Genomic DNA, 18,356 nt, shown 5'->3' on the forward strand with positions numbered 1-18,356 from the left:
TTGCGATCCGGACGGGACTCGAACCCGCGACCTCCGCCGTGACAGGGCGGCATTCTAACCAGCTGAACTACCGGATCATTTTCTGTTGTTGTAAAGAACGTTGTTTCTTTTTTGTGATTGCAAAACTACAACTTTTTTTATTACCTGCAAATTATTTACAAAGAAAAAGCCTTCCAAAAGCGGAAGGCATTCATTATCAAAGTTATTTTTTACAAGTGTGCGCTTAATTTTTCAGCGATTACCTCTTTTGGAGCCACACCTACTAATTTATCAACCACTTCACCGTTCTTAAAAATCAGAACTGTAGGAATGTTTCTGATGCCATACTGCATAGAAATCTCCTGGTTGTTGTCTACATCCACTTTTCCTACCACTGCTTTTCCTTCAAAATCTGAGGCTACTTCTTCGATGATTGGTCCTAAAGTTCTGCATGGTCCGCACCATACTGCCCAAAAGTCTACCAATACCGGCTTATCTGATTTTAAAACCGTGTCCTGAAATGAGCTGTCCGTAATTTCTAAAGCCATTTTGTTTCTTTTATTTAAATTAATATTATATTCCTATTTCAATCCTTAATTGGATAATCAAAATTACGATTTTTAAGCAATAAGACTATCTATGCTCAACATTTGTTTTTTCTATAGCGAAATCTTTAGAAATTTCAATCAAAGCCTCTGCCAGTGCATCTATCTCTTCTTTTGTGGTCATATGACTGAATGAGATACGCAATGGGGTACAATGATCCATTTCATCCTCAGAAAGAACCATCATCATCACCATTGAAGGCTTAGAAGCTCCCGAAGAACATGCGCTGCCCTGGGAAATAGCAATTCCTTTCATATCCAGCTGAAGACCGATCAGCGGGTTTTTATAAGGCAATAAAGCACTTAAAACCGTGTAAAGACTGTTTTCCTTCTCTGCACTCCTTCCGTTGAATTTAATGCCCGGAATAGCAGCGAAAAGTCTTTCTATAGCATAGTCTTTCACTTCCTGCATGTGGCGGGTATATTCCTCCATATGATTTAGAGAAAGTTCCAGTGCCTTTCCAAGACCTACGATACCGCTTACGTTCTCAGTTCCTGCTCTAAGGCTTCTTTCCTGAGGTCCGCCTGTAATAATCCCTTTCATTCCGGTTGCCTTTCTGATAAAAGCAAAACCTACTCCTTTCGGACCATGGAATTTATGGGCACTGCACGAAGCAAAATCTACTTTGATATCGGAAAGATCCAGATCCATGTGAGCCATAGTCTGTACCGTATCTGAGTGGAAAAGAGCATTGTTTTCTTTACACAGTTCAGCTATTTTTTTGATATCGATAATATTTCCGATCTCGTTGTTGGCATGCATTAAGCTTACCAGTGTTTTTTTATCTGAAGCTTTTAATAATTCTTCCAGTTTATTAAGATCAATATCTCCTTTTTCGTTCGGGCGGATGTAATTTACCTCTACTCCTTTTCTGCTTTTCATATCCAGAATACTTTCCGAAACACATTTATGTTCCAGTGGAGAACTGATGATTCTTTCTATCCCCAGGTGTTCTACACTGGATTTAATGATCATATTGTTCGATTCTGTTCCGCACGAAGTGAAAATAATCTCCGCAGGGGTTACATGAAGATAGTCTGCCACCTGCCTTCTTACATTTTCAATCTGGATCTTTGCTTCCTGACCAAAACTGTGGGTAGAAGAAGGGTTTCCGAAATTCATTTTCAGGGTGCTCACCATTGCATCTATGACTTCTTCTGAAAGAGGGGTCGTTGCAGCGTTATCTAAATATATTTTGTTCATTTTTAATTTGAATATTTTAATTCTACGGATGTAAACTGATAGTCTGAAGGAACGGTAAAGATAAACCAGGGATTTGAAAGTACCTGTATCTCCATACCTCCGGAGGGTTCAGCCGGAATTTCCACATACAGTATATTATTTTTCACAGATACACTTTTAATCGCTGTCACTCTATGACTTCCCGATCTGAAATTCCCCATATTGTACAAAACTACTTTTTTGTTTTTCGGAAACTTCGGGTAGTTCACAGAAGGTTCTTTCTTGAGGTCGATAAGACCGAAACTCCCTTTGATGGAGTTACGGAATTGCTGTTCGTTTTTGATGATCACAAATCCTGCAGTATCCGGGCCTCCCTGTGTTTCAGAAACAAGAAGTTCTCCACTTTTCTGCATATCTGATGATGTCTGAGACGGCGTCCCGGCACAGCTCATTAACACGGCGGTACCTATAATAAGCAGTCTTTTCATTTTTACATTTTTACCACCCAAAATTAGTGAAAAAATTGGTAATGACCTTCATTTGCCCATTTAAGCATCTGGCGGTCTCCGGAAGTATCTCCGAAAGCAATTATTTTATCGTATTTAGAGTCATGGATCTCGGCTTTTATCCTTACCAGTTTTTCTTTTCCATTGCAGTTTTTCCCAATGAAATTTCCTGTAAAAATACCGTTTTTAAACTCTGCCCGTGTAGATATCAGCTGCATTTTCAATTCTTCGGCGAAGGGCTTTACCCAGATATCCAGCGAGGCCGTCACCAATAAACTCTGTGTATTATCTCTATCGATATTTTTTATAAAGTCGAGGGCGTTTTCTCTTACGATCTTAGGATAATGATGCTCGAAAAACTGCTTAGACTTCATTTCAATTTTTTCCTGGCTCTGCCCTTTCAGAATAGATCCGATAAAGCTTTTCTTCACCTTTTCTGTTTCGGCAAGCTTGAGTTTCAGCAGGATAAAAAGAGGGACATGTCTTAAAAATTGTATCCGGAATTTTGTAGAATCGTAGAATTTAAGATACATGAACATGGTATCTTTATACGTTAAGGTCCCGTCAAAATCAAAACAATACAATTTTTTCATAAATCTATGACTTAGGGTAGTTTTACAAGTTATTTATTAAAGCATTTGATAATCCAGCAATCAAAAATAAGCAAATTATTAAGAATAAAGTAACCGGTAAGTTTTGAAAGACAAATTCTGCAGCAGTTAATGTCTTAACATCAAACGTACATTCCTTTCGTTTTATTTTTTCTATTAATTTTCTCACCTCCTTCAATTCAAAATCGTTTAAGGCATAGTTTCTGATTTTTTTGCCGTTTTTCAGAATAATGAATGTTTCAAAAATAGTATAAACCGTTGTCTGTTTTTCAAATCCTTTCGAATACTTTACAGGTCTTGGGATCTGTTTAAATCCCACAATATCCTCAAGCAAAATCTTTCTTGAAAAAGGTAAAAACTGGTAGGAAACCATCAGATAATCCGGGGTTATCTTAATGATCTGAGTCTTTAGAAAATAAAACAATGAGCCTGACGCAAACAGCAAAAAGATAGAATTAATAATATAAACCGCCATTTTCGAATCTGCATCCGGATTTTGTTCCAGCGTGCTGTAAGTAAAACCCATCATTAAGCTGAATAAAATAAATCCTATAAAGAAAATGAAAAGATTAATAGAAAAAGGACTGGATTTATAAATGATTTTATCCTTCAAAATAACACTAAAGCTTTAATTTTTTAAATATAAACTCAGGTATATTTTTTATAATCATCATAATAATGCCCCAAACCGGTAAAACGTAGGCCACGTTCTTTTGTTTTTTAAAGGCCTTATAAATGCAGGCTGCTGCCTGTTTTGGGGTTGCAGTCAGTTTGGGATTCAAAGGCAGTCCTTCCGTCATTTTCGTCGCCATAAAGCCCGGTTTTACGGTAAGAACATGCACTTTTTTATCAAACAGATAATTTCTGAGTCCGCTGAGATAGGCTGTAAAAGCTGCTTTGGCACTTCCATAGATAAAATTACTCTGTCTTCCGCGTTCACCTGCTACCGATGAGAGGCCGATAATGGTTCCGGATCTTCTGCTTTCAAATTTCTGTGCAAAATAGTTCATCACGGGAATCAATTTTGAATAATTGACTGCAATGATTTTTTCCGTATTCCTGTTGTCATAAAGACCTTCTTCTGTCCCTTCACCTAAATATCCTACAGCACAAAACAGTACATTTGAGCTTACATGATCAAATGTGTTATAATCAATCTCTTTCATCAGATCGATTTCAATAACTTCAGACTGCTGCAGAAATTTTACATCAAGGTGCCTTGCAAATCTTTCCGTAGTTTCTTTACTGGAGGTAAAAAGATATATTTTTTCAAACTTTTCTCCTTCCTGGAGAGCCTTTTCCACAAAAGCCTGTGCCACTTCAGACGTACTTCCCAGAATTATCATTATGAATTGTTGTTTATGATTCTTTTGTGCTGTAATGACACAAATTTTGAACTTTGAATATTTTTAAGGTAATTGGTGAGTGAAGACTTACTCATACTGTCTTTGGTAAGATAAATTCTCCCTCCGAACTGCTGAACAATATCATCCAGTTTTTCAACCAGTTTTTTCAATTTGGAATTCACTTTAAAATCGAGTGCCAGCGTATATCCTTCGAATGGAAATGAATTATAAGCTTCGGGATTATTTTTTCCGAAAAGCTTTAAAACAGCCAGAAAAGATCCGTTTCCGCTTGCTGCAATCGTTTCAAGGATCTGTTTCATTCCTTCCTTGCCTGCTTCTTTGGGGATGACCATCTGATACTGGATGAATCCTGATTTTCCGTAAATTTTATTCCAGTCGGTGATTGCATCCAACGGATAGAAAAAGGTTTCATAATCAATAAAAGTTTTCACTTCTTTCTTGGCCTGCTTTTTAAAATACAGAAGATTGAAGATCTTTACCGTCAAGGCATTCAGGACAAATCCCGGAAAATAAAACGGAACAGTCGGCTGGAATTTTTTCTTCAGTCTTAATGGCTGTTTGGCCAGATTCTGAGGCAATTCGTGCTGAAAAGCATGTTCTCCTCTCATTAAAATACTTCTTCCCAGGTTTTTCCCTTTCTGAAGGCAATCGATCCACGCTACGGTATACGTCCAGCTTTCACTTTCTTCAAAAAGTCTGAAAATTTCATCCAGATTCTCTGCTTTGATACTTTCCTGACGGATGTAGGCAGATTCTATATTTTTAAGTTTAAATTTTACCGTAAGGATGATCCCCGTAAGCCCCATTCCACCGATGGTTGCCCAGAATTTATCAGAATTCTCTTCTCTGGAGCATGTAATGATGTCTCCATTTTCTGTCATTAATTTAAATTCCGTTACATATTCTGAAAAGCAGCCTTCCGCATGATGGTTTTTTCCATGAACGTCCGAGGCAATAGCTCCGCCCACCGAAATAAATTTTGTCCCGGGAGTCACATACAGGAAATAGCCCTGCGGAACAGAGATTTCAAGTACATCGGAAAGAAGTACCCCGGATTCACATTCTATAATCCCGTTCAGACGGTCGAAACTGATGAATTTGTTTAATTTTTTGGTGGAAAATATGGTTTCACCCAGAGAGGCATCTCCATAGCATCTTCCGTTTCCTCTGGCGATCACTTCATTATGGCTGAGTACAAATTCTTTTATTCTTTTGAAGCTGTCCTCAGATCTCATTTCTTTTTCTACCACCGGGAAATTACCCCAGTTTGTAACTTTTTGTGTGAAATTCGGCTTCATTTTTTAAAATAAATCTGGATTAAAAATGCGGCTACCCAAAGGATTAAAGTCACCTGAATATATCGGTCTCTGTACACAATTTTTGTGGGAGATTCTGTTCTGTTGTATACCAGTGTCTGCTGAAGGTATCTTAAAAAAGCAAATACAACGAATATAACGGTATAAAAAACCCTCTGATGAAATCTTCCCTGAACCTCAGGCGAAAGTGTAAACATCAGATAGCAGACAATAGCGAGCGTTACTGAAATGGAAAGTGTAATATCTGCAAACTGTACATTATAGCCGTCCAGGGCTCTCCTCGTCTTTCCTGAAACCTGCGCATTGATCAATTCTCCTCTCCTTTTCCCTATTGCCAGTACAAGCGCCAGTACAAAGGTGAGCAGAATGGCCCATTGAGAGATTCCTATTCCTGTAATATAACCTCCTGCCAATACCCTGAGTACGAAACCGCAGGCAATAATGAAGATATCAATAATCGGAACGTGTTTAAGCTTAAAGGTATACGCCAGATTCATCACAATATAAAAAGCGATAATCGTAATGAATTTCCATAGGGATTCGTGGAAATAAAGCTGCGCCAGGACCACAAGAGCTGCATCTGCAACAATAAGTCCTATAAGAATTCCTATTGCTTTCGATTTTGAAACAGCACCGCTTGCCAGTGGTCTTCTTCTTTTTTCGGGGTGTTTTCTGTCTGCTTCAATATCATTATAATCATTGAGTATATACACCACACTTGCTGCAAGGGAAAAAATGATAAAGGCGAAAATACTTTTGGAAAGCAGATCTAAATTTGTAATATTTCCTGAAAAGAACAGAGGGACAAAAACAAACAGGTTTTTCACCCATTGCTCCACACGGAGGAGTTTGAGATATTTCTTCATTTATGCAATTTCGGTTACAAAAATAGTGATTTCAAAATTTACACCCTAAAAATACAAAAAAAACCGCCGAGGCGGTCTTTTACGAAAATATTTATAAAATAAATTGATTACTGTCCTTGCTTGGCTTCGTTAATCATTTTTTCATTAGCAGTAATGGCAAATTCCACTCTTCTGTTTTTAGCTCTTCCTTCGTCTGTATCGTTGGTAGCTACAGGCATAGATTCACCTTCTCCTTTAGTAAACATTCTGTTCGAAGCAATTCCTTTTCCGGAAAGATATGCTTTTACGGCATCTGCTCTTCTCTGAGAAAGAGATAAGTTGTAAGAATCAGAACCTTTGCTATCAGTATGTCCGTAGATATTGATGTTGGTATCAGGATTATCAGCAAGAACTTTTGCTAATTTATCAAGGTTGGTCTGAGCAGCAGAAGTAAGGTTTGAAGAATCGAATGCAAAGTTTACGATGCTTTCATTCATGGTGATCTTAATACCGTCTCCTACTCTTTCTACTTCAGCACCAGGCAGAGTTTCTTTAATCTGCTTCGCCTGCTTGTCCATTTTGTTTCCGATAACGTTACCGGCAACACCACCGATAATACCTCCTAATACTGCACCTAAAGCTGAATTTTTACCACTTCCTACATTATTACCCAAAATACCTCCGATTACAGCTCCCGAAGCCACACCTACTGCGGTACCTCTTTGCTGGTGGTTTGAATTCTGTACAGCTTCACAGCTGGTTAATAATAGTGCTGATGATAAGAATAGTGCTCCTATATATGTTTTAGTAAGTTTCATTTTTTTGATCTTTTATGTTGATAAATTATTTCATTCCTGTTCTCTGGAAGTTGTAAACAACCTGTACTGTGCTTCCATCGAAAGGAACATTCTGTACAAGTGAAAACTGATCTGTAGACTGGTTGGTAATAGTTAAAGAGTATCCTACAGTATTTTGCTTAGCTTTAGTTCCTGCAGCGATTTTTTTAAACAAGAAAGTATTGCCATCTTTCACTTCAAATTTAATGGGCTGAGTAATGCTTGGGCAAGCTCCACCGCCATTTAAAGTATAAGCACCTGTGTAGTTATTAGGAATTAATCTCCAATGGCTACCTACAAAACATTGAGCATCTGCACCTTCGTCAAAAGGCTTGATTTTGAATCCTTTTTCATAATCAACGCTAACGATTTGCCAGTCGCCTTTTAATTTAAGGTATTCAACTCTTTGGTTTTGTGACGTTTCTGCTTTTTTCACTGAGGAACAAGACACTGCAAAAAGTGATGTTCCGATCATCCCTGCAAGTAGTAACTTTTTCATTTTGTTGTTTATTATTTTGTTATATATAAAGTTACAAAAAACCGTGCCAAATTGAAAAATAAAAATAAAAAAAGTCCGAAAATTTCGGACTTTAGATGGTTTCCCCTTATATACAGGAAGATATATTATTTTTTAACAGCCTTTTTTACGGATTTCGCAGGCTTCTTACTTACGGAAGATTTTCCGTTGTAAAAATTGGTGTACGCATACTCCGCAGCTTTCTGAAGATCTATTACCCCTCCCGCCTGAGAATATTCAGGGAATTTGTTTTCGGTATTCGGGTTACTACTCTTCACAAGTGCTTCAATGATCTGATCCGGTTTCAAATCAGGCATATAAGCCAATAATACGGCAGCAGCTCCTGCTACAACAGGTGATGCCATAGAAGTCCCCTGAAGATATTTGTATTCGTTTTTAGGAACGGTAGAATAAATTTCTTCTCCCGGTGCAAAAACGTTTACCATTTTCTTGTTATAGTTAGAGAAATCTGCTCTCAGCTCGTTATTTCTATTGGTGCTTGCTCCTACTACCAATACGTTGTTTACGAATGGTTTTTCATCGGTAACGTTTTTAAAGTTGGTAGGGAAAGCAAGGTGCTCAGCTACGTCTTCATTTTCATTACCTGCTGCTTTTACCAGAAGTACTCCTTTATCCTGTGCATATTTAAAGGCATCCCATACTACATTTTTCCCCGGAGATACAGGTTTTCCGAAACTCATGTTCAGAATCTTAGCTCCGTTGTCTACAGCATATCTGATGGCATTTGCAACGTCTTTATCTCTTTCATCCCCGTTAGGAACAGTTCTTACCGACATGATTTTAGCTACTTTTGAAGCAACTCCGTACTGTATTTCTTTACCCTGAGGAAGTCCTGCAATAATTCCGGCAACGTGTGTACCGTGTTCCGCATCAGGTCCTTCATAATCATTGTTTCCGTAGCTTTTCTCAGAATAATCATCGTAGTTGTCTCCTACGATTTCTTTTCTCGGATCATAGCTCAGGTCATACTGTTTGGATTGCGGAGCAAAATGATCGATAGCTTCTTTCATCTGTTCTTTCATCAGCTTTTCAAAATCAGCGGAAGATTTTCCTTTGAATTCCGGACTTTGAGAAACCTGTCCTAAAACCTGAAGTGCAATAGCATCTTTCTGGTCAGTAGGTGGTTTAATGCCTTCCAGCGTTTCTGCCGTAACCGGTTTTCCTCCCAAAAGTTTTACCATATTCGGGATAATGCTGTTGATCATGGTATAGGTCTGCAGGCTCTGTTTTGCTTCGATGCTTTTTTTGTTGAAAAGCTCTTTAGATTTCATATACATCGCAAACTCTTCCGGCATTTTTGCCTGATTGGCTTTGTTTTTTGCAGAATCATCCCCTTCAAAAAGAGGTTTATATTTAGCAACAACTCTAGTTACCTCCATATTGTCGATATCAATATCGCCGTTTTTTCCGCCGATAAAGTTCCATCCATGTACATCATCAATGTATCCGTTTCCATCATCATCTTTTCCGTTTCCAGGAACTTCATTAGGATTCGACCATACATTTTTAACAAGTCCCGGGTGATCTACCTGAACACCACTGTCTAAAACCCCTACAACAACTGTTTTAGGTTTAAGACCTTTGGACTCTAAATATTTATAGGCATTGGCCGTATTCACGCCATATACTTTTGTAGCCGAAAAATCTTTATGATACCATGTCATAAGATCTTTATCTTCTTTTGGGTCAACGCTCGTAGCCTTAGCTTCCTGAGCATAAGAAAAACTAAAACCTGCCAGAAAAACAGCAGCTAATAATACCTTTTTCATATGTTGATATTTACTTTTTTTAAGTTGTATGCAACCGCCATTTCATTAATTTATTTCCGCAGAACTTCTTAAACGGCGATTTCATGTTAATATGCTTGCTTAATATTTTTTATATAAGTCAGAGATTCAGGTCCTTTGTTACAGATAAGATCTAAAACCGACAAATCTTTCAAGAATCCAAGTTTATCTGAGAAGGTCTGGTAATATTCTTCCATTTCAAATTCGGAAGGGTGTTTTGCAGAAAATTTCTCTCTGAAACTGATGCATTCAGGATTTTTGATATATTCTTCATTCAAAGACTGTGCCTTTTCTGTTTTAAGGATCTGCTGAATAATTTCCAGTCCTTTCAGATTGAAATCAAGAAGAAATTTTTCATTAAGATCAAACATTTTTCTGAATTTATCTTCATAATATTCAAAATAAGGCGAACTCTGGTAAGCCGTTTTGATGGATTTCCAGTGCAGATTTTTCCAGTCTTCACGGTACGAGATCTCAATATCTTTAAATTCTCTTTTACCGTTATGATTGATCGGAATTATTAAGGAAAGCTTTCCGTTTGCCCCATAGATATTGGTTCTGTTTCTGTAGGTCTGTTTCGGAAAATTTTCAAACTGTTCAAATATAATTTCATTTTCAGGATTTAAAAACACTGAAAACCATGAAACCGGAGGCATATAAAATACCGGCAATAATACATTCGTCATATTCATTATACAAAAATGAAGTATTTTTTCAAATACTTCATTCTATTTTAAGTTTTAATTTAATTCTACTTATTCTTCCGTGTTTTTCTTTCTGAATAATTTCACGAAATATTCCCATCCGAAGAAAAGAATAAGGATCATAGCAGCAATCCACCAGTAAGAAGTTTTATTGGCTTCTCCCGTATTGGTTGCTTTGAACATTCTGTCCCAACGGAATCTCCATCCCTCAGCCTGATAAGAAGAGCTTGAATCTTTAAATGCGCCTTCAATACTCATCCAGGTGAACATAGGCTTTCCTACAATATTTTCTTCCGGAACAAAACCAAAGAATCTCGCATCCAATGAAGCATCTCTGTTGTCCCCAATCATCATATAATAATCCTGTTTGATGGTATACTGAGTTGTTTCCTTACCATTAACAAAAATTTTCCCGTTTTTATTTTCCAGGCTGTTGTGCTCATATTCAGAGATAATCCAACGGTATTCCGAAAGGGTTTCCTGATTCAGAGTTACTACATCTCCTTTTTTCGGAATTTTTAAAGGTCCGTACCAATCCTGATTCCAAGGTTTGTTAACAGGGAAAATAGATTGAGTCGTATCGATTTTTGTTTTTGCCTGGTCTTTATAATATACTGCAGCTTCTCCTCTTGGCGTAATATCTTCTTTCATATCAACAACCTGAGGAATCGCTTTAATTTCTTTAGCAATTTTATCCGTCAGTCCCTGGAAAATATAGACATAACCTGATCCCATTGGTGCAGGCTGCTCCACTACCGGTAAAAAGCCATAAATCTTATACAAGGCAGGAATATCCAACTGACTTCCTGTATTCACAACATATCTGTGCTGTACTTCCTGATCTCCTAAAACAGTCTCCGGTTTTCCGTTCACGAAAAGTCTTCCGGCTCTCATTTCGAAAGTATCTCCTGCTACAGCGACACATCTTTTAACGTAAGGATCTTTTCTGTCAATCGCCGTATGTACGGAATCCTGAGGATAGTTGAATACAACCACATCATTTTTCTGAGGCTTATTGAACTGGAAAATTCTTGTGTAAGGCAGCTTGATGCCATCAACATATGATTTTGGATCATCTTTCGGGTTTCCTTTCTGCCCGGTATCCATAATGGTTCCCTGCAGGAATGGTATAGCTACAGGACGCATCGGCAGTCTGTATCCGTAGCTCCATTTGTTTACGAAAAGGAAATCACCTACCAGAAGTGTCCTTTCCATGGAACCTGTTGGAATTCCGAACGGTTGTGTAACGAAAACGTGGATAATGGTTGCAAAAACCACTGCGAAAGTGATAGATCCTATGAAAGTATCTTTCTTTTTAGTCTCTTTTTCTTCTTCCGTAGCAAAAAGATCGTTGGCATTTTCATCTTCTACTTCTGCATCTTTGGAATAGTTCACCGTAGCCATATAAATAAACGGCAGGATCACCGTAAGAAGCTGGTTCTGGAAAAGAGTCTTTCCGAATTTTTTCATCAGATAAATATGAAAAACAGACATCATAATAGGCCCTACTATCGGAAGATAGGAAAGAATGGCCCACCATTTCGGATGCTTTGTTTCCTTTAAAATAATGAAATAATTATAGAAAGGTATAAATGCAAATAAGGGACTGTGCCCCATTTTTTTGAACAGCTTCCAAGTGGAAATCCCCATCAGTACAGACAAAATGAGAACGAATACTGTATAAGTTAAAAAATAATTCATAGTTTTTTGTGCCTATTCTAGATATATAAATGATAAATGATGAGTAATAAATGATTACAGCGTTCTGCTATTTATAATTTACTATTCATCATTCTCCTTTTTATTGGTATGCAATTTAAAGATTTTGTTACAAATTAAAGCCCCAAAACGTCTTTCATTGTGAAGTTTCCTTTTTTGTCTTTAATCCATTCTGCAGCAACCACAGCTCCAAGGGCGAACCCGCTTCTATTGAAAGCTGTATGTTTGATTTCAATTTCGTCTACTTCACTTTTATAATAAACGCTGTGGGTACCGGGAACTTCATCTTCACGAACAGCAAAGATTCCCAGTTCACTGCCCTGAGTTTCTTCCAGTTTCCAGGAATTGAATTTCGGATTATTTTTGATAATGCCTTCCGCAATGGATATAGCCGTTCCACTAGGGGCATCTTTTTTATGGATATGGTGAATTTCTTCCAGCTGGCAGGAATATTCATCCACATTTTTCATAATGTCCGCTACTTTTTCGTTCAGAGCAAAAAACAAATTCACTCCCAGACTGAAATTGGAACCGTACAGAAAAGCGCTCCCTTGTTCTACAGCTATTTTTTCAACTTCTTCTTTTTTCTCCAGCCAGCCTGTTGTTCCGCAAATCACAGGAACTTTGTTTTCAAGACAGGCTTTGATATTATCGTAAGCTACTTCAGGCAGTGAAAATTCAATAGCTACATCCGGATTATTAAGGTTTTCTGCTGTTGGAGTCTCTTTTAAACGGGCCACAATTTCATGCCCTCTTTTCTGAGCAATTTCATCGATGATCTTCCCCATTTTTCCGTATCCAACCAGTGCTATTCTCATGTAATATCTTTATTTTATTTTGATCAGTCAACCTTTCGGCCGGATCATCTTTATTAAAAATTCTGTTTTAAAATCTATAACTTAAACTCAACCCTGTTTTAGGTGTGGTAATCCCATACTGATCCTGGATTACGGCAGGTGTGAAACTAAGATCCGGGTCATGGCGGCTTTCGTAAAGATGAGCATCTACCACGGCATCTACAATATTCAGGATGTAGATAAGCCCCGTAATCGCTATTGCATAATCTCTTTGCCTTTTGTATCGGTCTTGGGCATTTCCAAAAGCTCTCTTATCAAGCCATGGACGGCTGTCCACAAATTCATTCGGGGTCCCGTTCAGTTTTGCGATGTAATATTCCCTGTATTTTCTGTATTGGTTGTTGCTCCAGATGGTGTACCCTATACCGGCACCTACAGCTCCCCAGACAATAGGAATTTTAATGTATTTTTTGTTGTAATACTGCCCTAATCCCGGAAGCACTGCAGAATACAGCCCTGCTCTGGTAGGATTCAGTTTGACCGTTTTTTTAGTAGGCCCGTTTGCTTTTTCCAGATCTTCGATGATCTTGGCTTCTGTTTTCACAGATTTTGCCGGCTTTGCAGGTTGAGTAATCACAGCAACACTGTCCTTCGGAAGAGGTCCTATACGAACTGTATCGCCGGGCGTTACCTGCGAATAGGCGAAAGCAAAAGTGCACAGAAAAAATGTGAAAAATATTTTCTTCATTATTTAATATGGGATAAAATATATTCCAGCTCTTCTTCATTTTTGAAGTCCAGAACAATTTTACCTTTTTTACCGTTTCCGGATGTTTTGATCTCTACTTTTACGTCTAAAATATCAGCAATCGTTTTCTGGGCTCTCTTAAAATTGTTGGAAAGCTCAGCATTCATCTTTTTCGCTGCCGGTGATTTAGGATTTTTCAATGCCGTTGCAGCCTGTTCCGCCTGACGTACATTGAGTTTTTCTTTAATAATCAGATCAAACAAGATCTGCTGGTGTTCTTCACTTTCAAGGCTGATGATGGCTCTTCCGTGTCCTGCAGAAATTTCACCACTTCTGATGGCATTCTGAATATCAGGATTAAGCCTTAACAATCTGATGGAGTTGGTAATGGTACTTCTGTCCTTTCCTACTCTCTGACTCAGATTTTCCTGGGTAAGCCCAATCTCATCTAAAAGTCTCTGGTAAGTAAGAGCGATCTCAATAGCATCAAGATCTTCACGCTGGATGTTTTCAACAAGGGCCATTTCAAGCAGCTCCTGATCATTTACCAAACGGATATAGGCAGGAATTGTCGGAAGTCCGGCAATTTTACTTGCACGGTAACGTCTTTCCCCTGATATGATTTCGAATTTCTCGCCGTCTTTTCTTAAAGTAACCGGTTGGATTACACCTAAGTTTTTGATTGACAGGGCAAGTTCGTTTAATGCTTTTTCATCAAAATAAGTTCTCGGCTGGGTAGGATTCGGATAGATATCTTCGAGAGCTACCTCAACGATATTGCCCACAAACTTATCTGCTCCTTCATCGGTAGCGGAGTTGATACTCGCTTTGGATTCAGCGCTTAGAATAGCACCCAAACCTCGTCCCATAGCTCTTTTTTTGTCCTTCATAGATATAATTGATAAATGATAATGACTCAGTGAAAATCATACGATTCACTGATTGTCCATTTATTATTAAATTAATTTTTTACTAAATTTTCGTTCTTCAGCAAAACTTCTTCTGCCAGCTGAATGTACTGGATGGCTCCTTTACTCTCTGCATCATAATTCAGGATACTTTCCCCAAAACTAGGAGCTTCACTTAATCTTACGTTTCTGCTGATGATGGTTTCGAAAACCATGTCAGGGAAATGGGAATTCACTTCTTCCACTACCTGATTGGATAATCTCAATCGGCTATCGTACATGGTAAGAAGAAGACCTTCGATTCCAAGATCTTTATTATGGATCTTCTGAACATTTTTAACGGTATTCAAAAGCTTACCCAGCCCTTCTAATGCAAAATATTCACACTGGATCGGGATGATCACAGAATCTGCTGCAGTAAGTGCATTGACGGTAATAAGTCCTAAACTCGGCGCACAGTCTATAATAATATAATCGTAATCGTTTCTGACCTCAGCTAGTGCTTTTTTCAACATATACTCGCGGTTTTCTTTGTCCACTAGTTCAATTTCCGCTGCTACCAGGTCAATATGTGAAGGGATAATATCCAGGTTGGGAGTAGCTGTTCTTTTGATACAGGATCTTGTATCTGCGCTATGCTCCAGAAGATTATAGGTAGAATACTGAACGTCTTCCACACCGAGTCCTGAGGTTGCATTCGCCTGAGGATCAGCATCAATGATCAATATTTTTTTTTCCAATACCCCTAATGCTGCCGCCAAATTTACAGCTGTTGTTGTTTTTCCAACTCCTCCTTTTTGATTAGCGATACCTATGATTTTTGCCATTATTAGAACTTTAAGTTTCAAAAATACACTTTTTTCTTTGCTCTCGATGAGTGGAGAAATTCAAAATTGAGTTAAAATATTGTTAATAAGCGATTTAACAATTAAAAAAATTATCCACAAAAAAAATTCTTTGTGGATAACTATCAAGATTTGTTTTTTACATCAACTATTCAAAGTTCATCGAGATCGGAAATTTAAAATAACTTCTTACCGTTTCACCTTGCTTATTTTTAGCAGGTTTCCATACTCCCTTAATATTTTTAATAGTTCTTATGGCTTCACTATTAAACTGAGCATCTTTACCATTGGCTTTAATTCCGGAGATGGTTCCGTCTTTTTCAACAACAAAGGTGATCACAGTTCTCATAATATCCCCGGTACCTTCAAAGCCAGAGCTGTCGAAGTTGTTCATTACTTTGTTTCTGAATGAATCAATTCCTCCTGCAAATGCCGCTTCTGCTCCCAATTCGTCGCCGCTAGCAATACGATTATCATCAACTTTTGGAGCTGGCGGAGTTGGCGGAGTATTAGTTACAGGTCCTGTACCTATTACCGGAGGTGTCGGAATGTAAGTATTATTTTTCACCGGATCTCCTTTAAGGTTATCTACTAGCCCCGGAGCCGCATCTTTAGGCTTATCCTGTTTAATTGGTTCTACTGCATCAATTTTAGGCTCCGGTACCGAAGTATTAACTTGTTTTATATTAGGTGGAGCTACAGGCTGAACTGGTTTTACAATCTCTACAGGTGGTCTTTCATTGGTATCCACCTTTTTTAACTTAATCACTACCGGAGGTCCGTCTGTTGGTACATGTACCGAAGGTCCGCTTCTAAATGCCGAAATCACCAACGGAGTTATTGAAACGGCAGCTAATAAGCTTACGCCCACAAAAAGTGCTTTGGTTAATATTCTATCTGATTCATTTCTTAATGCATAGGCACCGTATTCTTTGTTGCGGTGCTCGAAAAGAACTTCGTTAAAACGAAATTCCTGATTTTGGTTTAGGTGTTTCATCACTATTAAATATTTAAACTGTTAAAATCAGTGATTATTAGTTTTACAAGCTCTTATCGATAAGCAATGTTTCAATATCAAAATATCTGCCAAAATTTTATCAAAACGTCAGTATTTCTAAAAATACAATGACAATATGCAAACTTTAACATAATTATCTTTTTTATATACTCAAAAAACAATCTGCAAGCGTTTCATTTTCCGTAAAAAAATCACTCCTATTTAAATTTTACGCACCATAAAATAAAAAACAGTGAAAAACACATTAAAAAACAGGAAAAACACTGTGGATTTAATCCAGCAACCCAAATACCTTTGTCATGTAGAAAATCGGGGACGCTGAAAACCGAAAAGAGTAAGCAAAGAACATTTTTAAAACTTATAACTATGCCAACTTTAACTCAAGAAGCCAAAACAAATTCATTGATGAGTATGCTTTTAAAGCAAGTCTATGACACTGTAACCAACGGAGGAAATCCGGAATCTTTAGGAACTGATGATTTTATCGCCTTTGATCCGGTAGGGATTACTCTTTCTGAAGATACTTTCGATTATGCCCTGAATGGTCTTTTCGGAGATGCTCCTTCACCAAAGCCTATGCTTGACGGTACAGGGAAACCTATTTTGGATGCCAACGGAAATCCTAAAATAGATATGGAAGCTTACCAAACGGCTTTATCTAACAGTAAATTCAAAAAGTATCTGCAGATGGAGCAGTTTGCCGCAATGGTGGATGCTATCCCTTCACAGCTCCCTCCTCTTACTGAAGACGGAAAAGGAAGAGCCATCACCATTATGAATGATTCTCAGAAAAGGGTATCAAAAGTATATGAGGATCTTTTGCAGTGGTCTGTAGTGGTAGATACGGATTTTGATCAGAAAGTAGAGAAAAAACTGGATTCTCTGAGAGACAAATTATTCAAAATAAAAAAGGTAAAAAATCCTGATTTTGATGAAAACGCTCCGGTAGATGATTTGAACAAACCAGAACTGATTCACACTTTCGTAGCACCTACTTATGCTAAATATGTAGAGTACCAAATGAAGTATTATGATGTAGTAGATGCCAACAATGAAGTAAGAATTGCAGCAGACAATGGAGATACAGACGCTATGGCTAAGCTATCTATTGACGGGAAAAACATGAAAAAGCGTGAAGATGCGGCATTAAAAGCGTGGCAGTCTTTAGGATACAAAGAAGCTGTGGAGAGAATTCAGAATTATTTGAGCGAAATTGAAGAAAAACACATGCTTGTCATCAAAAAGAGAATCCAGGCTGAGTTCAGAAACAGCCAGAGAACAAGAATTTTGGATTATACCAATTACTCTCCATGTATTCCTGTAGCCGCCAATGCTTTGAAGGAATCGAAAGGTTGGCCAGAAATCTCTATTTCGCAGGGAAAAGCCAATTCCGATTATTCTAAAACCATCCACAACTGGGGAGCAGCAGGAGGTTTCAGTATGGGATTATTCTCTATCGGAGCAAAAGCCGGAGGAAAAAATGAAAAAACACAGATCAATTCTGACTATACCAGTATGGATATTTCTTTCAAAATCGGTAAGGTAAGAGTAGAAAGAGGTTGGTTCAATCAGCAATTCATAGAATCTAAATACTGGAAACTTCACGAACAGTCTCCACAAACTTTAAACGGCGACATGATCAGTGACGGAAAAGGCAAAGGACTTATGCCGTCTATCATTACAGAGCTGATTATTGCTAAAGATGTTTCTTTAAACTTTAAAGACAGCAGTTCAGCCTACACAGATGTTAAAAACTCAGTATCCGCAGGTGGTGCAGTTGGAATAGGGCCTTTCATGATTGGAGGAAGCTACAGCTACGACAACCAAAATGTAAAATCCAGTTACGCATGGGAAGGCAAGAAACTGGTATCCAAAGGAATCTACATTATCGGCTACAAATGCCACATTGTACCGAAGTCCCCGAATCCGAATCCGGAAATCAAAAAATGGGCAGACGGAAAATCGTAACCTAACCTGAGTTTAATAAGGTCAGGAAGATGGAAGCTATTGAAAACTGAACATACGAGTATACCGGAGTTTTATA

General features: G+C 38.0%; 19 protein-coding genes and 1 tRNA gene. 1 reads left to right on the forward strand and 19 read right to left on the reverse strand.

Annotated features, from left to right (window positions below; translation table 11 throughout):
• Positions 1-3: 3 nt before the first annotated feature.
• From ACM46_RS18520 to ACM46_RS18610, 19 genes are all read right to left on the reverse strand, one after another.
• Positions 4-77 (reverse strand) — tRNA-Asp (locus tag ACM46_RS18520).
• A gap of 132 nt (positions 78-209) precedes the next feature.
• Positions 210-527: a thioredoxin gene (gene trxA, locus ACM46_RS18525; protein ID WP_027374941.1), complete on the reverse strand. Its 318-nt coding sequence runs from the start codon at positions 525-527 to the stop codon at positions 210-212.
• Positions 528-612: 85 nt separating this feature from the next.
• Complete coding sequence (locus tag ACM46_RS18530; protein ID WP_048508165.1) at positions 613-1,788, reverse strand: cysteine desulfurase family protein; 1,176 nt, start codon at positions 1,786-1,788, stop codon at positions 613-615.
• A gap of 2 nt (positions 1,789-1,790) precedes the next feature.
• Positions 1,791-2,255: a hypothetical protein gene (locus ACM46_RS18535; protein WP_048508280.1), complete on the reverse strand. Its 465-nt coding sequence runs from the start codon at positions 2,253-2,255 to the stop codon at positions 1,791-1,793.
• 23 nt (positions 2,256-2,278) lie between these two features.
• Complete coding sequence (locus ACM46_RS18540) at positions 2,279-2,866, reverse strand: HAD-IB family hydrolase (RefSeq protein ID WP_048508166.1); 588 nt, start codon at positions 2,864-2,866, stop codon at positions 2,279-2,281.
• Positions 2,867-2,888: 22 nt separating this feature from the next.
• Complete coding sequence (locus tag ACM46_RS23215) at positions 2,889-3,257, reverse strand: hypothetical protein (protein WP_131707623.1); 369 nt, start codon at positions 3,255-3,257, stop codon at positions 2,889-2,891.
• A gap of 247 nt (positions 3,258-3,504) precedes the next feature.
• Complete coding sequence (locus tag ACM46_RS18550) at positions 3,505-4,230, reverse strand: SDR family NAD(P)-dependent oxidoreductase (protein ID WP_048508168.1); 726 nt, start codon at positions 4,228-4,230, stop codon at positions 3,505-3,507.
• Positions 4,230-5,549 (reverse strand): FAD-binding oxidoreductase, encoded by a 1,320-nt coding sequence (locus ACM46_RS18555; protein WP_048508169.1) that lies wholly within the window; start codon positions 5,547-5,549, stop codon positions 4,230-4,232. Before ACM46_RS18555 ends, ACM46_RS18550 begins: the two co-directional genes overlap by 1 nt.
• On the reverse strand, positions 5,546-6,433 hold the full coding sequence (locus ACM46_RS18560) for a decaprenyl-phosphate phosphoribosyltransferase (RefSeq protein WP_048508170.1): 888 nt from the start codon (positions 6,431-6,433) through the stop codon (positions 5,546-5,548). The genes ACM46_RS18555 and ACM46_RS18560 overlap by 4 nt, the downstream gene beginning before the upstream one ends.
• A gap of 107 nt (positions 6,434-6,540) precedes the next feature.
• On the reverse strand, positions 6,541-7,230 hold the full coding sequence (locus ACM46_RS18565; protein ID WP_048508171.1) for a YiaD family glycine zipper/OmpA-like lipoprotein: 690 nt from the start codon (positions 7,228-7,230) through the stop codon (positions 6,541-6,543).
• A 25-nt stretch (positions 7,231-7,255) separates the two neighbouring features.
• Complete coding sequence (locus tag ACM46_RS18570; RefSeq protein WP_048508172.1) at positions 7,256-7,747, reverse strand: lipocalin family protein; 492 nt, start codon at positions 7,745-7,747, stop codon at positions 7,256-7,258.
• 125 nt (positions 7,748-7,872) lie between these two features.
• Positions 7,873-9,555, reverse strand: coding sequence for a S8 family serine peptidase (locus ACM46_RS18575; RefSeq protein WP_048508173.1), 1,683 nt, complete (start codon positions 9,553-9,555; stop codon positions 7,873-7,875).
• An 86-nt stretch (positions 9,556-9,641) separates the two neighbouring features.
• The gene (locus ACM46_RS18580) at positions 9,642-10,265 is read right to left on the reverse strand and encodes a WbqC family protein (protein ID WP_173426500.1); all 624 of its coding nucleotides are present in this window, start codon (positions 10,263-10,265) and stop codon (positions 9,642-9,644) included.
• A gap of 63 nt (positions 10,266-10,328) precedes the next feature.
• Positions 10,329-11,978, reverse strand: a complete 1,650-nt coding sequence (gene lepB / locus ACM46_RS18585) for a signal peptidase I (protein ID WP_048508174.1) — start codon at positions 11,976-11,978, stop codon at positions 10,329-10,331.
• 134 nt (positions 11,979-12,112) lie between these two features.
• On the reverse strand, positions 12,113-12,814 hold the full coding sequence (dapB, locus tag ACM46_RS18590; protein WP_048508175.1) for a 4-hydroxy-tetrahydrodipicolinate reductase: 702 nt from the start codon (positions 12,812-12,814) through the stop codon (positions 12,113-12,115).
• A gap of 67 nt (positions 12,815-12,881) precedes the next feature.
• Positions 12,882-13,541, reverse strand: coding sequence for a DUF5683 domain-containing protein (locus ACM46_RS18595; RefSeq protein WP_053082725.1), 660 nt, complete (start codon positions 13,539-13,541; stop codon positions 12,882-12,884).
• Complete coding sequence (locus tag ACM46_RS18600) at positions 13,541-14,431, reverse strand: ParB/RepB/Spo0J family partition protein (protein ID WP_048508176.1); 891 nt, start codon at positions 14,429-14,431, stop codon at positions 13,541-13,543. The genes ACM46_RS18595 and ACM46_RS18600 overlap by 1 nt, the downstream gene beginning before the upstream one ends.
• Before the next feature lie 71 nt (positions 14,432-14,502).
• Positions 14,503-15,276, reverse strand: a complete 774-nt coding sequence (locus ACM46_RS18605; RefSeq protein ID WP_048508177.1) for a ParA family protein — start codon at positions 15,274-15,276, stop codon at positions 14,503-14,505.
• 166 nt (positions 15,277-15,442) lie between these two features.
• Entirely contained in the window at positions 15,443-16,291 is an 849-nt protein-coding gene (locus ACM46_RS18610; protein ID WP_048508178.1) for an energy transducer TonB, read from the reverse strand.
• Positions 16,292-16,678: 387 nt separating this feature from the next.
• On the opposite strand from ACM46_RS18610, the gene ACM46_RS18615 reads away from it, so the two are divergent.
• A complete protein-coding gene (locus ACM46_RS18615; RefSeq protein ID WP_048508179.1) occupies positions 16,679-18,280 on the forward strand; it encodes a hypothetical protein in 1,602 nt (533 codons plus the stop codon).
• Positions 18,281-18,356 lie beyond the last annotated feature (76 nt).

The organism is Chryseobacterium angstadtii (assembly GCF_001045465.1).
In the GTDB taxonomy this organism is placed as follows: Bacteria; Bacteroidota; Bacteroidia; order Flavobacteriales; family Weeksellaceae; genus Chryseobacterium; species Chryseobacterium angstadtii.

Coding starts and splice junctions, on each gene's coding strand:
- ACM46_RS18575 (WP_048508173.1), bottom strand. CDS start 9,555: ATGAAAAAGGTATTATTAGCTGCTGTTTTTCTGGCAGGTTTTAGTTTT.
- trxA (WP_027374941.1), bottom strand. CDS start 527: ATGGCTTTAGAAATTACGGACAGCTCATTTCAGGACACGGTTTTAAAA.
- ACM46_RS18550 (WP_048508168.1), bottom strand. CDS start 4,230: ATGATAATTCTGGGAAGTACGTCTGAAGTGGCACAGGCTTTTGTGGAA.
- lepB (WP_048508174.1), bottom strand. CDS start 11,978: ATGAATTATTTTTTAACTTATACAGTATTCGTTCTCATTTTGTCTGTA.
- ACM46_RS18540 (WP_048508166.1), bottom strand. CDS start 2,866: ATGAAAAAATTGTATTGTTTTGATTTTGACGGGACCTTAACGTATAAA.
- ACM46_RS18615 (WP_048508179.1), top strand. CDS start 16,679: ATGCCAACTTTAACTCAAGAAGCCAAAACAAATTCATTGATGAGTATG.
- ACM46_RS18555 (WP_048508169.1), bottom strand. CDS start 5,549: ATGAAGCCGAATTTCACACAAAAAGTTACAAACTGGGGTAATTTCCCG.
- ACM46_RS18560 (WP_048508170.1), bottom strand. CDS start 6,433: ATGAAGAAATATCTCAAACTCCTCCGTGTGGAGCAATGGGTGAAAAAC.
- dapB (WP_048508175.1), bottom strand. CDS start 12,814: ATGAGAATAGCACTGGTTGGATACGGAAAAATGGGGAAGATCATCGAT.
- ACM46_RS23215 (WP_131707623.1), bottom strand. CDS start 3,257: ATGGTTTCCTACCAGTTTTTACCTTTTTCAAGAAAGATTTTGCTTGAG.
- ACM46_RS18530 (WP_048508165.1), bottom strand. CDS start 1,788: ATGAACAAAATATATTTAGATAACGCTGCAACGACCCCTCTTTCAGAA.
- ACM46_RS18600 (WP_048508176.1), bottom strand. CDS start 14,431: ATGAAGGACAAAAAAAGAGCTATGGGACGAGGTTTGGGTGCTATTCTA.
- ACM46_RS18610 (WP_048508178.1), bottom strand. CDS start 16,291: ATGAAACACCTAAACCAAAATCAGGAATTTCGTTTTAACGAAGTTCTT.
- ACM46_RS18535 (WP_048508280.1), bottom strand. CDS start 2,255: ATGAAAAGACTGCTTATTATAGGTACCGCCGTGTTAATGAGCTGTGCC.
- ACM46_RS18580 (WP_173426500.1), bottom strand. CDS start 10,265: ATGAATATGACGAATGTATTATTGCCGGTATTTTATATGCCTCCGGTT.
- ACM46_RS18565 (WP_048508171.1), bottom strand. CDS start 7,230: ATGAAACTTACTAAAACATATATAGGAGCACTATTCTTATCATCAGCA.
- ACM46_RS18605 (WP_048508177.1), bottom strand. CDS start 15,276: ATGGCAAAAATCATAGGTATCGCTAATCAAAAAGGAGGAGTTGGAAAA.
- ACM46_RS18595 (WP_053082725.1), bottom strand. CDS start 13,541: ATGAAGAAAATATTTTTCACATTTTTTCTGTGCACTTTTGCTTTCGCC.
- ACM46_RS18570 (WP_048508172.1), bottom strand. CDS start 7,747: ATGAAAAAGTTACTACTTGCAGGGATGATCGGAACATCACTTTTTGCA.